12 protein-coding genes and 2 pseudogenes are annotated in these 14,123 nt (G+C 71.6%); 11 read left to right on the top strand and 3 right to left on the bottom strand.

Annotated elements, in window-relative coordinates:
- Positions 1-331: 331 nt before the first annotated feature.
- The 3 genes and pseudogenes from CG736_RS28215 (at position 332) to CG736_RS28195 (ending at position 3,830) form a co-directional block, all read left to right on the top strand.
- Positions 332-975: pseudogene (locus CG736_RS28215) on the top strand (RNA polymerase sigma factor).
- On the top strand, positions 972-1,754 hold the full coding sequence (locus CG736_RS28210) for a hypothetical protein (RefSeq protein ID WP_100588978.1): 783 nt from the start codon (positions 972-974) through the stop codon (positions 1,752-1,754). The pseudogene CG736_RS28215 and the gene CG736_RS28210 overlap by 4 nt, the downstream one beginning before the upstream one ends.
- Positions 1,755-3,239: 1,485 nt before the next feature.
- Positions 3,240-3,830, top strand: a complete 591-nt coding sequence (locus CG736_RS28195) for a DUF5994 family protein (protein ID WP_157815768.1) — start codon at positions 3,240-3,242, stop codon at positions 3,828-3,830.
- Positions 3,831-4,461: 631 nt separating this feature from the next.
- Here CG736_RS28195 and CG736_RS28190 read toward each other — a convergent pair.
- Positions 4,462-4,683 (bottom strand): hypothetical protein, encoded by a 222-nt coding sequence (locus tag CG736_RS28190; RefSeq protein ID WP_100589092.1) that lies wholly within the window; start codon positions 4,681-4,683, stop codon positions 4,462-4,464.
- Between the two features lie 446 nt (positions 4,684-5,129).
- On the opposite strand from CG736_RS28190, the gene CG736_RS28185 reads away from it, so the two are divergent.
- Positions 5,130-5,333 carry a cold-shock protein gene (locus CG736_RS28185; protein ID WP_100588974.1) on the top strand — a complete coding sequence of 68 codons (204 nt, stop codon included), beginning with the start codon at positions 5,130-5,132 and terminating at the stop codon, positions 5,331-5,333.
- Positions 5,334-5,630: 297 nt separating this feature from the next.
- Positions 5,631-6,080, top strand: coding sequence for a DUF5994 family protein (locus CG736_RS36585; protein ID WP_369880620.1), 450 nt, complete (start codon positions 5,631-5,633; stop codon positions 6,078-6,080).
- Positions 6,081-6,129: 49 nt separating this feature from the next.
- Here the strand turns inward: CG736_RS36585 and CG736_RS28175 are convergent, their stop codons facing one another.
- Together CG736_RS28175 and CG736_RS36580 are read right to left on the bottom strand one after the other, a co-directional pair.
- Positions 6,130-7,344, bottom strand: coding sequence for a PP2C family protein-serine/threonine phosphatase (locus CG736_RS28175; protein ID WP_100588972.1), 1,215 nt, complete (start codon positions 7,342-7,344; stop codon positions 6,130-6,132).
- Between the two features lie 673 nt (positions 7,345-8,017).
- Positions 8,018-8,203, bottom strand: coding sequence for a hypothetical protein (locus tag CG736_RS36580; RefSeq protein ID WP_157815766.1), 186 nt, complete (start codon positions 8,201-8,203; stop codon positions 8,018-8,020).
- Positions 8,204-8,685: 482 nt separating this feature from the next.
- Between CG736_RS36580 and CG736_RS28165 the strand changes: the two genes are divergently transcribed.
- From CG736_RS28165 to CG736_RS28140, 6 genes and pseudogenes are all read left to right on the top strand, one after another.
- Positions 8,686-9,309, top strand: a complete 624-nt coding sequence (locus CG736_RS28165; protein WP_369880617.1) for an XRE family transcriptional regulator — start codon at positions 8,686-8,688, stop codon at positions 9,307-9,309.
- On the top strand, positions 9,296-9,763 hold the full coding sequence (locus CG736_RS28160; RefSeq protein WP_100588969.1) for an NUDIX hydrolase: 468 nt from the start codon (positions 9,296-9,298) through the stop codon (positions 9,761-9,763). Before CG736_RS28165 ends, CG736_RS28160 begins: the two co-directional genes overlap by 14 nt.
- A gap of 59 nt (positions 9,764-9,822) precedes the next feature.
- A pseudogene (locus CG736_RS38080) lies at positions 9,823-10,282 on the top strand (HNH endonuclease); the annotation flags it as partial.
- Positions 10,283-10,420: 138 nt separating this feature from the next.
- Positions 10,421-12,109: an LCP family protein gene (locus CG736_RS28150; RefSeq protein ID WP_100588968.1), complete on the top strand. Its 1,689-nt coding sequence runs from the start codon at positions 10,421-10,423 to the stop codon at positions 12,107-12,109.
- Between the two features lie 209 nt (positions 12,110-12,318).
- A complete protein-coding gene (locus tag CG736_RS28145; protein ID WP_100589091.1) occupies positions 12,319-13,296 on the top strand; it encodes an ABC transporter ATP-binding protein in 978 nt (325 codons plus the stop codon).
- On the top strand, positions 13,296-14,090 hold the full coding sequence (locus CG736_RS28140) for an ABC transporter permease (RefSeq protein WP_100588967.1): 795 nt from the start codon (positions 13,296-13,298) through the stop codon (positions 14,088-14,090). Before CG736_RS28145 ends, CG736_RS28140 begins: the two co-directional genes overlap by 1 nt.
- Positions 14,091-14,123 lie beyond the last annotated feature (33 nt).

The following is a 14,123-nucleotide window of genomic DNA, read 5'->3' as shown; positions in this document are numbered from 1 at the left end:
GCAGCCAATTCCTCGCCGTGGCGCGGACGCTGCGGATGGCCGGGAGACCGGTCACCGACGCGATGTGCGGGCTGGAGCGCCCGCTCGGCGGCCGGACGGTGCTGGCCGAACACCGGGTATCCGCGCCTCCGCCAAGGCCGACAGCCGTTGTCCGAGTCATGAGTGGGCCCGACCCGCTGCCGCCGATTGTCTCTGCGGACGGCTGACGCGGCGGGATTACCATCTCGTACTTGCGGCCCCCGGGCGAGGGGCGACAAGACATCGCCGAGGCCGGGGTGTTCGTGTGGCGCGGGTCACGGCAACGGCCGGACGCGGCGGGACAGGTACGCGCGTGGAGAAATCGATACGCGCTCAAATACGGGCCGGGGATGCGAGGGCGTTCGGGCAGGTCTTCGAGGACCACGCCCGCGCGGTGTACCGGCACGCTGTTCGGATGACGGGAAACTGGGACGTCGCCGAGGACGTGGTCTCGCTGACCTTTCTGGAGGCGTGGCGCCTGCGCACCAGGGTCGAACCCGAGGGAGAGAGCCTGCAGCTCTGGCGCTGGGCATCGCCACCAACGTCATCCGCAACACCCGCCGGGCCGCCCGCCGCCATCGGAAGGTACTCGCCGCGCTTCCGCCGCGCGAAGTCGCCCCCGACTTCGCCGTCGAGCTGACCGGCCGCATGGCCGACGCCGAGGAGATGGCCGCGGCGAAGGCCGCGCTGGAGCAGTTGCGCCCGGCCGACCGGGAGGTGTTCGCGCTGTGCGTGTGGGAGGGGCTTGACCACGCGGCCGTCGCCGAGGCACTGGGCAAGCCGATCGGGACGATCCGCTCCCGGCTCTCCCGCGCTCGCAGCCGGCTGCGGAACCTCACCGCGAAGGAACTGGCGGCGAAGCGCTCCGCGAACAATCTGCAACGCACGGACAAGCGCGGACAAGTAACAGGTGACCGCGCTTTCGCGGTTCGGTCGACCAAGGAGACGATCCGATGAGCGCCACCCCCCAGCACCAGTCCCAGCAGGCTGAGCGGGAGGAACTGGCCCGGCTGCTGCCGGCCGCGGGCGACGCGGAACTCCCTCGCCGCCGCCAGCTCCTACTGAAGAAATACCTGATGGGCGCCATCACCGAGAACTCCCGGCCCGCGACCAAGCGACGGACCCTGATGCTGCGGGTGGTGCTCCCGCTGGGAGTGGCCGCTGCCGTGTCGGGGGCCGCTCTCGCCGTGGTGCCCGGCCACCGCGCCGCGCCTTCCCCGGGCGTGGCCGCGCCGGGAAGCGAGGGGCTGGGCAGTGTCGCCGCCGTGGCGTACACGTTGCAGGGCAGCAGCGACGGCCTCGTCAAACTCACCATCCTGGACGGCTGCAAGCCGGCTGACGCGACCCAGTTGCAGTACGACCTGGACCGGGTCGGCGTCCGCAGCCGCGTCTACGCCGGCGAGCCCGGCTGCCACGCCCTCGACCCGACGATGCCCTCCTACTCGCCGGAGACCGTGGCCAAGGCGAACCAGGACCAGCTGTCGGCCTTCGGCTGGGACATGCGGGGGGAAAGGGGAGCCGGTTCGGAAGGCGCCCGGCAGGTTCTCACCATCCGCCCCAGCGCCATCCCGGCCGACCTGCGGCTCTTCATCTACCTGCCGCTGGCCAAGACCGACCCGGATCACAGTTCCCGCGAACTGCGGGCCGGTCTGATGCAGAGCCCCGCCCCCGACTGCATGCCCACCGGGACTTATGAGAACCCCCTGGCCAGCCTGTACCCGACCCCGGAGCACTGAGTCCTCCCGACGCCCGGCCGCCGGTGTACGGCGTGCTCCGGACAACGGTCCCCGCACCCGCCGGAGTACCGTCGCAGGCACGCCGCGCACAGGTACCTTCTGCCCGGCCCCTCGTGCGGAGGGTTGACCAGCAAGATCCACCGGTCTGCGACGGCCTCGGCCGTCCGCTCGTCCTCACCTCGACCGGTGGCATCCACAACGACCGCGCCCAGGCCGAAGCTGTGATCGGCCTGATTCGCGTCGCCCGCCCCGGAGACGGGCCGGCCCGCACTGCCGCCCCCGACCCGTTCGTTGGCTTCGGCGTCGACACCCCCACGGCCTCCCGCGTCTCCAGCATCGCCGGGGATGTTCCTGCGTGAGCGACGCGTGAGCGGACTGCGTGGCAGCGGCCGTCCGGTGCCGGATGGGCCGTCACCGCACACACCAACACGCTGCAGAGATAGCAGGAAGTGACCTGCTCCAACCCGCCGGAGTACGATCGGAGTTGATCTTTTAATCCGTAGGTTCAGGGTTCGAACCCCTGGCGGCCCACCGGAGTTGAGGCCAGGTCGGACATCGTCCGACCTGGCCCTCTTCGTTTCCGGGTGGGGGACCTGGGAGTGTGACGGGGGCGCGGAGGGTGTTACGGGGACGTCGGCTGCGTGGTGATCCGCCCCAGGCGGACGCTGTCCAGGCTGCCCGGCTGATGGCCGAGGCCGTTGATCCCGCGAACACCAGGACCGCGAGCGAGCTGCTCGCCGCCGAGCCGAGCGCCCGTGCGACCGGGACGAACGCCCGTTCCGACTTCCTGCCGTCGGCCGTCACCCCTTTCACCGGGCTCGGCGAGGCGGAGCGGCGATCCGTCTCGCCCGGAGCCGGGCCGCCTCCTGGCCGGCAGCCGTGTAGGCGGCGGACGGGAGGAGCCCGGGCCGGGGCCGGGCTCCGTCACTCGCGTGACCACTCGGTCTCGGCGTGGGGTTCGCCGTCGGCACCGGTCCCTTCCCAGAGTCGGATTCTGACTGCCCGGGGGCCCGGCGCCGGTCGGGAGAGGGTGCGAACGAAAACGTCCCGGAGATGGTTGGCCGCCCGCTGCGGCGGACCGTCGTACTCCAGCGGATTCGGCATCGTCGTGTAGTCCTGCCGGGACCAGCGGCCGTCGTCGTCCTGGGTCTCCAGAATCCACCGGTAGCGCCGCATCGTGGCCTCCTGTGACAACGCTCCTGCTCCGACCACGACCGTACGAGGCGGTCGGCCGGAGGGCGACCGGGGACGTCAGCCGGCGGCTCCGGGGCCACGGTGGAACCAGGAGCGGAGGAGACGGAGGAGGTGGCCGATGTTCGAGGCAGCGGAGACCGGTCCGTGAAACGCTGAACGCCGGGCCAGGCCGGGCGTAGCCTGGACATTACCGAAGGCACTCCGCATGCCGGCACCGGACACTGGCGTCGTCTCCGGCGAACGGCAACCCCGGACGTGGCACCGGTCAGGTTCGGAGACAGGTCCGTGATCATGACTGTGATCGACGGCGCGATGCTTGCCACTCCCGAACCCGCCCTGCGGTTGTGCCTGGCACCGGACGGCTCGCGAGCCGGACGACTGGACGGGGCCTGGTGGCCCCGGTCGCACGACCTTTCTTTCGAACTCCCCGCCCTGGCCGCCGAACTGGACGCGCAGTGGGGCCGGGTCGCCAGGATCACCGTGAATCCCGCCCAGTGGTTGACCGTGCCCCGACGGATCCCGGTCGCGGGCCACACCGTCCACACGGGCTGGCTCACCGCTGTGCAGGGCCGGCACACGATCTCGGTCCGCTCGCACCTTCCCCGCCGGCTGACCCTGCTGGTCGTCCCGCCTCGGACGGAAGCCGTCGCTGCCGCCCGGTTGATGGCCGAGGCCGCCGATCCCGCGAACACCAGGACCGCGAGCGAACTGCTCGCCGACGAGCCGTCCGCGAAGGTCTCCGACCGGCGGGGGATCGTCTGGCCGGTACGCGACCCCTCGGTCTCTGCCTGGAGCTCGGCCCGGTGGGGCGGGCCGTCGTCCTCGCCCCGGCGCTCCGACCCGGGCCCCCGGCCGACCAGCGGTGACGCCGACCAGCGGTGACGCTGCCCGATCCTTCGCTCTTTTGCGGCCGGCGGATCGCCGTCAGTACTCGGAGCCGCTTCGTAGGCAGGTACCCACGACCTGGAGCCACGCTCCGGGGCTGGAGCACGCCTCGATCCGGTCGGAGTGTCCTCGAAGACCCGCAGGACGCGAAGCGCCCCGCTGGGGTGCAGGTCGTACTGGAAAGTGACGCTGTCCGCGCCGTCCTCGTACTGCAGGTCAAGCGACCCCTGGGCGACGGCTCGGACGCGGTGAACGTCGCGACCGTCACCGACGGATGCACCCCGAACGGCCGGGTCGTCAGCTGCGGGCCGCTCTCCCGGCCGGCTGTGGGAGAGGACGGCGGTCTTCCGGATCACCGTGAAACTCCTCGCGCCCGCCACCGCACCCACCCCCCACCTCCTGCCGGCCACCGGCGCCGGCCCCGTACCGGCGCTCGCCGCAGCGGCCGTCACCACCCTGAACCTGGGAGGAACCCTCGCCGTGACGTTCCGCCGCCGCCGCCACCGCCACCGCCGCCGCAACGGCCCGCCCGGTCGCGCAGAGCGCCCGGTACCCCGAGGGCCCGGACCGCAGCCGCGGTCCGGGCCCTCGATCGCGGTTACCGACTCGGCGGTCGTGGCGGTGCGAGTCAGAGGTGGTACATGGCGGTGTAGGGCTCGGCGATGCGCTCCTGTCGTGATCCGAAGTCGACCAGCACCGCGGTGTCGCCCTCGGCGCCGATGACCCGGCCGAGGCCGTAGGCGTCGTGAGTCACACGGTCGCCGACGGCGAAGTGCTTGCGCGGTGCTGCGGTCCTGGCTTTGAAGGGGCTGGTGGGCAGGTGCCGGCGGACTGCTTCAGATTTTTTCATCCAGGCCAGTATGCGCCGCGGGGAACGGAGTTGGCTCTTCCCAGGCCGGCCGAATTCCGGGCGGTCCGAAATGCCGGGTGTGTCGAACGGCACCTCCCGTGGCTCGGGCACGGGAGCTGAGGGCGAGAGTGCCCCGGAAGGTGCTCCGAAGAGTGGCCAACGTGCTTTCACTGAGAGTGGGTTGAGGGCGTATGCGGCTCGGGGCGACGGCAGCGAGGGTGCCTCCGGCGAAAAACCGGGGTGAAATTTTCCGCCCGTTACGGGTCCGGGGCTGCTACAGTCGAGGTAGTTGCAGTAATGGTTCCCATGAACTTTGTGTGCGCCTGCTCATATATCGCAGGCGCATTTTTTTGTTTTCCGGATCTTCTCCGGGCGGGCTCCCATCACGGTGACTCGGCATCCGCATCGTGCGGGTCGCCGGAAAGCCCCTGAAGGAGATTTTTTACATGGCTAATGGCACCGTGAAGTGGTTCAACTCGGAAAAGGGCTTCGGCTTCATCGAGCAGGAGGGTGGCGGCCCGGACGTGTTCGCCCACTTCTCGAACATCAACGCCGGCGGCTTCCGTGAGCTGCTCGAGGGCCAGAAGGTCGAGTTCGACGTCACGCAGGGCCAGAAGGGCCCGCAGGCCGAGAACATTCGCCCGCTGTAGTTCTTTCCACCGCCGCGGCACCCGCCCGGCGGCGAGGGGCCCGCACCGCGTGCATCACGCGGTGCGGGCCCCTCGGCATGTCAGCGCACGTCCCCTGACTGTGCCGGGGCCGCCCCGAGGAAGGCCTCCGCATGGACCGCTCCATCCGTCTGCCGGGCAGGAACCGAGTGCGGCCCTGACCGAGTGTGCGCGGAGTACCGTGGGAGTGCAGCCGAGGACATCCCGCACACCGGCATCCGCGCCGACGTCGCCCTGGGTGATGAGTGGTCCCGCAGCGGACCGGACGGGCGGCCGGCCATGATGTCGATCCCCCTCCCTGTTCCTTCCTCCCCCGGCCCGTGGTCGGTGCCCGGGGACCCTTCGCTCCCGCGTCTGACGATGGAGCCGACCATGTCCCGGGAAGGCCTCTTCGATGGCGCCTGGTGGCCCCGCACCACCCACGTTCTCGACGAACTCCCGGATCTGGTAACCGCGTTGGGCGCCCATCTGGGCCGGATCGTCCGGGTTGGCCTGGACACCCCGGCCTGGGACGGCGTGCCGAGGTCCGTCGTGGTCGACGGCCTCATGGTCAGGATCAGCTGGTTCGACGGCAGTGACGCCACGATCAGCGTCACCCGGGGCTTCCAGGACCACTTCCTGCTCCTGGTGGTGCCCCCGGACACCCCGTCCGCGACCGCTGCGGCCGCGATGGCCGAGGCCTCCGCGACCGGCAACCACACACCGGCGGCGGAACTCCTGCCCGGCTGAAGCGGGTCAACGCCGGACGGGCGGTTCCGGCGGGCGGCTCCCGGGCCGCTCAGCGCCACTCGATCAGGAACAGCGTGGCGTCGTCGCTGGTGTGCCCGCCCCGGCGCGCCTTCAGCGCGTGCGAGAGGGCGCGTACGGTGGCCCGCACGCCGGAGCGGGAGCGCTCGATGCGGTCGACCGAGTCGATCAGCTGCTTCTCGCCGAACTGCTCGCCGCTCGCGCCCCGTTCCTCGACCAGGCCGTCGGTGAAGCACAGTACGCGGTCCCCGTGCCGGAGTTCCCGCTCGCTGATCACCGGCTGTTCGCCGCCGAACCCGACCGGCAGGGTGGTGGCGCTCTCCAACCGCTCGACGACCGCGTGGTCGCGGATCAGCAGCGGTTTCGGGTGACCGGCGTTGACCCACTGGAGGTGGCCGGTGACGGTGTCGAGCCGCATCATCTGCGCGGTGACGAAGTGGTCGGGGCCGAACTGCTCGGCGATGGCCCGGTCCATGAAGGCGTAGATCTCGGCGAGTCCGACGTCCGCGCGGCGGGCGTGCCGGTACGCGCCGACGGCCACCGTCGCCATGGTGGCGGCGTCCAGGCCGTGGCCCATGGCGTCGAGGGTGGCGACGTGCAGCACGTCGCCGTTGAGCGCGTAGTCGAAGCTGTCGCCGGCCACCTGGTAGGCGGGCTCCAGGATGCCGGCCACCGCGACCCGGGGCACGGACATCGACAGCGGCGGCAGCAGCGACCACTGGATCTCGGCGGCCACGCTCATCGGCTCCAGTCGCCGGGCCTGGAAGACCAGGTCGGTGTAGCCGCTCCTGGTGATCAGCAGGTCCGCGACCAGGGCCGACAGCCGTCGCAGCGGCAAGCGGTCGCCGTCACCGACCGCGTCCAGGGTGAAGGCCAGCACCCCCGCCTCGTCCCCGCCGTCCAGCAGGGGCAGGTACACCCGCATCCCGTCGTCCTGGGGCACCTCCACCGTGGCGCCCCGCAGGAACGCCTCGCCCGCGGCGGAATCCGCGATCGGCAGCGGTGGGCCCTCGGCCAGACCGCCGCCCGGCAGCGGGACCAGGACCGACTGGCCGTAATCCTGCAACAGCAGCGCCGGCTCCCGGCCGCCCAGCTCGGCCACCGCCTCGGCGACCAGCGGGGCGATCAGCGGCGGCGCGAACTCCCGCGCCCGGTCGAGCAGCACATCCAGCAGGTGCTCCCCGGACCTCGCGGTCCGGCCCGGGCCCGCCGCGGACCGCCGCCCGCCGTCGCCGCTCACCGCCATACCTGCCTCCCGAACCACCCCGGGCCTCGCACCCGGCCCGACGGACCGGTCCTCTCCATTACGCCCGACATCGGCCCGACCCGCCCCCGGCACCGGACCGCAGCGCCGTCCCGACCGCCCACCCCGCCCAGACGGCCTCTCCCACCGCTCTCCGCCGCTGCGCCCCATCCCGTAGTGCGCCGGTCGAGGACGGCAGCGCCGTAGCCGTTGGGCGTCCCGGGCTCGGTGAGCTGGCGGCGGGGCAGGGCGGAACTTCGGTCGCCGACCGTGACGCGGACGGCGCCGGGGAGGCGTTCGAGTGCGAGGTGGCGCGGCCCGCCACCGTGGTCGCAGGCGTTGGACAGCAGTTCGCCGACCGCGAGAAGGGTGTCGTCGGCGAGGTGGGGCCGACCGGGGCCCCGACAGGTGCCATTCGGACAGGGCCGGCGGGTGAAGTCCAGGGCGGACCCGACCGGGGCGTCGGAGCGGGTGGGGAACGGGAGGCGTCGGCGCAGCGGCTTCGGGTCCGGATCCGCCGCTTCCGGCACCAGCGTGGGCTCAGCCAGGAGCGGCCGGCCGAGGCGATCGGCCGGGACCGACAGACGTGGGAGCGGGCCGTCACGCCACCCACGGTGGACGACCTGTCAGACCTTGCCCGAGCACTCCGGATCCGAACCCGGCGGCTGTTCTGCGGTCAGCCGGTTGAGGGGCCGTCCGCGGTGGGACTGGGCGTCCGGGCCTCGTTGCACCCGTGGTGGTTGCGGATGGCGTCGGAGTGGCTGCTGATGACGCCGGCGTACTCGCCCCGGCCGTAGCCGCCGCATCTGACGCAGTAGCCGAGCATCTCCTGTTGGGGTTGGTCGACGGGTTGGTCGCTCATGATGCCTGCCCGGTGGCGGCGTCGAGGTGGTCGGCCCAGCAGTCCGAAGCGGCGGGGTCGACGTCGCGGCCGGCGCCGGTGAGGCATCGGTCGCAGTCGTTGCACTCGATGTACGGGTCGCCGGCCGTGGATCCGTTCCGACGCCCAGTTCTGGGCCGAACGTCTCGCTGACTGGTTTCGCTCATGCCCGGCTCCCTGCCGATCGTTCCGTGTCGGGCAGCGCTCCGACACGACGATGGTCGGTCAGTCGACGGGACGAACACACCACGTTTCAGGGACGCTTGGGACGTCTTGCTGGTACACCTTGACTCGTCCTTGCAGACCGGAGAGGCGAGCCCGTGAACGAGCCACTGCGGCAGGCCATGGCCCGTGCGAACATGACGGAGTCCCAGATCGCGCGCGCGTGCGGAGTGGATCCGAAGACGGTCGGCCGGTGGATCGGCAACGCCACTTGCGTGCCTCATGCCCGCCACCGTGCGGCGGTGAGCCGGGCCCTTGACGAGGAGGAGACCGTGCTCTGGCCGGCAGTTCAGCAGCTCGTCAAAAGCGGCCCCGACCGTGAGCTCGTCCAGATGTACCCGTACCGGTCGGCGGCCCCCACCTCGCTCTGGCGGCAGCTGATCGGCAAGGCGCAACGGGAGTTGACGTTCGCCGGCTACACCAACTACTTCCTGTGGCTGGAACAGGCCCGGTTCGGCGAGGTGCTGCGGAGGAAGGTCTCCCAAGGGTGCCGGGTCCGCTTCATCCTCGGTGACCCGGCATCCCCGGTGACCCGGCAGCGCGAGCTGGAGGAGGACGTGCCGCTCACCCTGTCCACCCGGATCGAGGTGACGCTGTCCGAACTGGCCGAGCTGAAGGACACGGCGGTCGAAGCCCGCTACGAGACCGGGCACGTCTCGCTCTCGGTGTTCCGCTTCGACGACGACATGATCGTCACGCCTCTGCTGCCCGGCAGGATCGGCCACGACGCCCCGATGATGCACCTGCGGCGAGTCCAGGACGACGGCGTGTTCGACCGGTTCGCCGGCCATGTGGAGGACCTCTGGGGGCGCGGCCGTGACGTGAGGACGATCCCGACGACGGAGGACGCTCATGCCCAGGCGTGACTACGAGGACGACCCGAACGCGCCGAAGGCCAACAGCCTCGTTCCTGCGGCGAGCGTCGTGGTCGTCGGCGCGGACGGCCGAGTGCTTCTCCAGCGCCGGACCGACAACGGCATGTGGGCCCTTCCCGGCGGCGTGATGGACATCGGCGAGTCCCTGGCCGGCTGCGGCATCCGGGAGACGCGGGAGGAGACCGGCCTCGACATCGAGATCACCGGGATCGTCGGCACCTACACCAACCCCGGGCACGTCTTCGCCTACGACGACGGCGAGGTCCGTCAGGAGTTCAGCATCTGCTTGCTCGGCCGGCCGATCGGCGGTGAACTCCACATCTCCGACGAGTCGTTCGAGGTCGCGTGGTTCACGCCCGAGCAGACCGACGAGCTGCCGATGGTGCCCAGCATCCGCAAGCGCCTGTCGGACTGGCGGTCGGGGCAGAGCCCGGTCGTTCGCTGATCATCGTTCGGGCGGGGCGGTGTTTCGAGACGGGCACATCGAGTACACCTCCTGCCCGGCCGATACGGTCCTCCGTACATCACCACCCCTTTCACCACCTGGTCAGTGACGGGGTGTGGAGGGTGCGGACTGACCGGGGGCGGGGAGTTCGGGCAGTGGCGTCGGAGTGCTCCGCTCCGGCGGGGCGGCCGGGCGGCTCGCGCCCGATCTGGAGCTCGCCGAGACGGGCGCGGTGACCGGCATCGATGCCGCGGCCCGGCGGGAGCGTGACCGGCGGATGCGTGAACCGATACTCACGGCCTACGAGTTCCGGTGCGCGTCCTGCGGTTACGACGGGATGCTCGGCCCAGCTCGGTCGGGCTGGAGGCCGCGCACGTGCGCTGGTGGTCGCACGACGGGCCGGACGAGGTCGAGAACGGCCTGTGTCTGTGCTCGCTGCACCACAAGCTCTTCGACGAGGGCGTTCTCGGCTCGGGGGACGAGCACCGCGTTCTGGTCTCCCAGAGCTTCGCCGGTCGTCAGTGCAGGGTAGGGCGGATGGCCAACTGGGCGGCTCTGCAGGGCTGATCGCAACCCCGGGTGAAACATCGGGAGGTGGCCGTGCATCTAATAGGAGGAGACAAGCTCGGAGGGGCCGGGCGACGGGGGTGCGATGTGATGGGCGGACAGGCCGAGACCGTCGAGCCGGTGGCGGACGGGGGCGGCGGGAAGGCGCCCCGGCAGCGTTCGGGGGACGAGGGGCGGGCCGGGGCCCGGCGGGCGGCGAAGCGTGGGCGCAAGGGGCGGCGGCGTGGGCTGAAGATCGTCGCCTGGAGCGTGGCCGGGCTGGTGGTGGTGACCGTCGGGACGGGCGGCTACCTGTACATGCGGTACAACGGCAACATCAAGTCCGCGCCGCTGTTCGCCGGTGAGAGCGGGGACGCCGGGCACGAGGTGCCGGACGAGTTCGGGCGCACCCCGATCAACGTGCTGGTGATCGGCTCCGACGGCCGCGACAACCCGGAGGACTGCGAGATCGGCGGCAGCGAGTGCGGGGCCGGCGCCAACGCCGACGTCCAACTGCTGCTGCACGTCTCGGCGGACCGCTCCAACGCCACCGTGATGAGCATCCCGCGCGACCTGATGACCAACCTTCCGGGCTGCGTGGACAAGGAGCACAAGACCTCGTCCAAGGCGGGCCGCGGGCAGATCAACTCCACGCTGCAGTACGGCCCCGGCTGCACGGTGGCCGCCGTGCACCAGCTCACCGACATACCGATCGACCACTTCATCAAGGTCGACTTCGTCGGCGTGATCAAGATGTCGGACGCGGTGGGCGGCGTCCCGGTGTGCGTCAGCGACGACGTGTACGACCCGTACTCGCACCTCAAGCTGGCCAAGGGCTCGCACACCCTGAAGGGCATGGCGGCGCTGCAGTTCGTCCGTACCCGGCACGGTTTCGGGGATGGCGGCGACCTCGGGCGGGCGAGCGCCCAGCACGCCTTCCTCGGGTCGATGATCCGCCAGCTGAAGAGCGCCGGGACGCTCACCGACCCGGGCAAGGTGCTGTCGCTGGCCGACGCCGCCACCAAGGCGCTCACCGTCGACCCCGGCCTGGACGGGATCACCAAGCTGGTCGGCCTGGCCGACGACCTGAACAAGGTGCCGCCGTCCCGGGTCACCTTCACCACCATGCAGACCGAGGCCGACCCGAGGGACGAGAACCGGCTGGTGGCCGGCCCGGACGCGAAGAAGCTGTTCACGACGATCAAGAACGACCAGTCGCTCAGCGCCGACCCGAACGGCGCGGCCACCGCGCCCTCCTCGCCGCCGCCCGCCGCGCCCTCCTCCAGCGCGCCGGCCGCGCCGCCCGCGGACGCGACGCCGCGCAAGAACATCGCCGTCCTGGTGCGCAACGGAAGCGGCGCGGCGCACCGCGCCACCGCGCTGGCGGACGCGCTCAAGTCGGCCGGCTTCTCCCGCGAGACCTCCACGGGCAAGGACACCGCCGCCGACCGCACCGCGGTCCGCTACCCGGCCGGGAAGGCGGCCGAGGCCAAGCAGGTGGCCGCCGCGCTCGGCGTGCCCGAGACCGCCGTCGAGGCCGGCGCCGGCGGTTCGATCGAGCTGGTGATCGGCGCCGACTGGACGCAGGGCACCAGCTACCCCGCCGGTGCGAACGGCGCCCCGGCCGCCCCCGCCGACCCGGCCGCCGCGCTCAAGGGCGCCGACGCCGTCACCGCCGACAACGACGGCAACTGCACCCAGGTCAGCCACGAGAAGACCGTGAGCCTGCCCGGCCTCGGCAGCATGACACCGGTGCAGGCGTTCGCCCGCAGCAAGGACGTGCCGGTCTCCGCACCCTGATGCGGTGTCAAGACCGCACCCGGCGACGCGGACGGGCGGGCGCCACCGGAGTGGCGGAAGGCGCTCCCATCACGGGCGTCGTGCGGGGAGGGCGGCGAGCGGGAGCGGGATAGGGGGCCGATAGCCGGGCCGGTTCGGGGCGATAGGGGGGGCCGGGAGAGTAGTGCTCACAAGAGGCGAACCTCCGCCGAATCGTGAGGACTCGGATGATGATCGATTATCAGAACCGTACGGCGTCGAGGGGGACGGCGTCCCCCCTGGCGGCTGAACTGTCCAGTGTCGTCAAGCGGTTCACCAATGCCAAGGGCGAGGTGTTCACCGCCGTCAACGGGCTGGATCTGCGGATTCGGCGGGGCGAGGTGGTGGCGTTCCTCGGGCCGAACGGCGCGGGCAAGACCACCTCGATCGACATGCTGCTGGGGCTGACCCGGCCGGACGAGGGCGAGGTGCGGCTGTTCGGGGTGAGCCCCGAGCAGGCGGTGCGGGCCGGGCGGGTGGCGGCGGTGCTGCAGTCCGGCGGTCTGCTGCCGGACCTGACGGTCGAGGCGACCGTGCACATGCTGGCCTCGCTGCACCCGGGCGCGGACCCGGAGCGGTGCATGGCGCGGGCGAACATCACCGAGCTGCGGGCCCGCCGGGTGGCGGCCTGCTCGGGCGGTGAGCAGCAGCGGCTGCGGTTCGCGCTGGCGCTGCTGTCCCGGCCGGACTTCCTGGTGCTGGACGAGCCGACGGCCGGCATGGACGTGGTGGCGCGGCGGGACTTCTGGGCGGCCGTCCGGGAGGACGCGGCGCGCGGCATGACGGTCATGTTCGCCACCCACTACATGGAGGAAGCGGACCAGTTCGCCGACCGGGTGGTCATGATCAACAAGGGTGCGGTGGTGGCCGACGGCTCGGCCTCCTCGATCCGCGCCGCGACCAGCGGCCGCACCGTCTCGGCGGTGCTCAGCCCGTACGAGGCCGGCCTGGTCTCCCGGACGCCGGGCGTGCGCTCCAGCGCCGTCCGGGGCGAGCGCACCTACTTCACCTGCACCGACTCGGACGCGCTGCTGCGGGTGCTGGTCGGCGAGACGCAGGCGCGGGACATCGAGGTGGCGCCGCGCAGCCTGGAGGAGGCCTTCATGGCCATCACCGAGAACGCCGGCCGCGTCGAGAGCGCCGCCAACGCCCGGAAGGAGAACGTCTGATGGCCGCCGCCACGGCGCCCGCCGCCGCCCGCACCTCGGTCTTCAACGGGGTGAACCCGACCTTCGTCCGCTACGAGCTGCGCCGCCGGTTCAACCGGCAGACCACGATCTTCACGGTGCTGCTTCCCGCGGTGCTGTACCTGGCCCTGTTCCGCACCGCCCCGTCCGGCGGGGCCGACCTGCCGCACGGCAACTTCGCCGCCTGGATGATGATCGGTCAGGCGGTGTACGGCGCGGCCACCGCGGCCGTCAGCTCGGCCGCCACCATCTCGGTGGAGAAGTCCGTCGGCTGGATGCGGACGATCGCCATGAGTCCGCTCACCCCGCCCGGCTACCTGCTGGTCAAGGTGCTCTGCTCGGTGCTGATGGCCGGTGTCCCGGTCGCCATCGTGGGAGCGCTGGGTGCGCTGACGGGCGCTCACGCCGACGCCAATGTCTGGGTGACGTCGCTGCTGGTGGCCTGGGTCGGGGCCGCGGTGTTCGCCGCGCTCGGCATCGGCATGGGCCTGGCGCTGAAGCCCGACGTGGTGATGCACATGCCGGGCCTGACCATGACCGCCCTCGCCTTCCTGGGCAACCTGTTCATCCCGCTCAGCGGCGTGATGCTGGAGATCTCCCGCTACACCCCGATGTACGGGGTGGCGACGCTGGCCCGGTACCCGCTGAACGACGGGTTCTCGTTCCACGGGGAGCACTCCAGCGTGGCCGGCGCGGTGTTCAACCTGCTGGCCTGGTTCGCCGGCTTCTCGTTCCTGGCGATCCGCCGCTTCCGCAAGTCCACCGGCCGCCCGTAGCGGTCCCCACCGAAGCCCGCGCTCCTGCGCCGG

Source organism: Kitasatospora sp. CB02891 (genome assembly GCF_002803145.1).
Taxonomy (GTDB): Bacteria; Actinomycetota; Actinomycetes; order Streptomycetales; family Streptomycetaceae; genus Kitasatospora; species Kitasatospora griseola.
The sequence above is the reverse complement of the archived record's forward strand: the minus strand, read 5'-3'. Positions and strand labels throughout refer to the sequence as shown.

Bases quoted from the DNA above. Each gene is read 5' to 3' on its own strand.
- CG736_RS28210 (WP_100588978.1), top strand. From the start codon at position 972: ATGAGCGCCACCCCCCAGCACCAGTCCCAGCAGGCTGAGCGGGAGGAA.
- CG736_RS28195 (WP_157815768.1), top strand. From the start codon at position 3,240: ATGACTGTGATCGACGGCGCGATGCTTGCCACTCCCGAACCCGCCCTG.
- CG736_RS28190 (WP_100589092.1), bottom strand. From the start codon at position 4,683: ATGAAAAAATCTGAAGCAGTCCGCCGGCACCTGCCCACCAGCCCCTTC.
- CG736_RS28185 (WP_100588974.1), top strand. From the start codon at position 5,130: ATGGCTAATGGCACCGTGAAGTGGTTCAACTCGGAAAAGGGCTTCGGC.
- CG736_RS36585 (WP_369880620.1), top strand. From the start codon at position 5,631: ATGATGTCGATCCCCCTCCCTGTTCCTTCCTCCCCCGGCCCGTGGTCG.
- CG736_RS28175 (WP_100588972.1), bottom strand. From the start codon at position 7,344: ATGGCGGTGAGCGGCGACGGCGGGCGGCGGTCCGCGGCGGGCCCGGGC.
- CG736_RS36580 (WP_157815766.1), bottom strand. From the start codon at position 8,203: ATGAGCGACCAACCCGTCGACCAACCCCAACAGGAGATGCTCGGCTAC.
- CG736_RS28160 (WP_100588969.1), top strand. From the start codon at position 9,296: ATGCCCAGGCGTGACTACGAGGACGACCCGAACGCGCCGAAGGCCAAC.
- CG736_RS28150 (WP_100588968.1), top strand. From the start codon at position 10,421: ATGGGCGGACAGGCCGAGACCGTCGAGCCGGTGGCGGACGGGGGCGGC.
- CG736_RS28145 (WP_100589091.1), top strand. From the start codon at position 12,319: ATGATCGATTATCAGAACCGTACGGCGTCGAGGGGGACGGCGTCCCCC.
- CG736_RS28140 (WP_100588967.1), top strand. From the start codon at position 13,296: ATGGCCGCCGCCACGGCGCCCGCCGCCGCCCGCACCTCGGTCTTCAAC.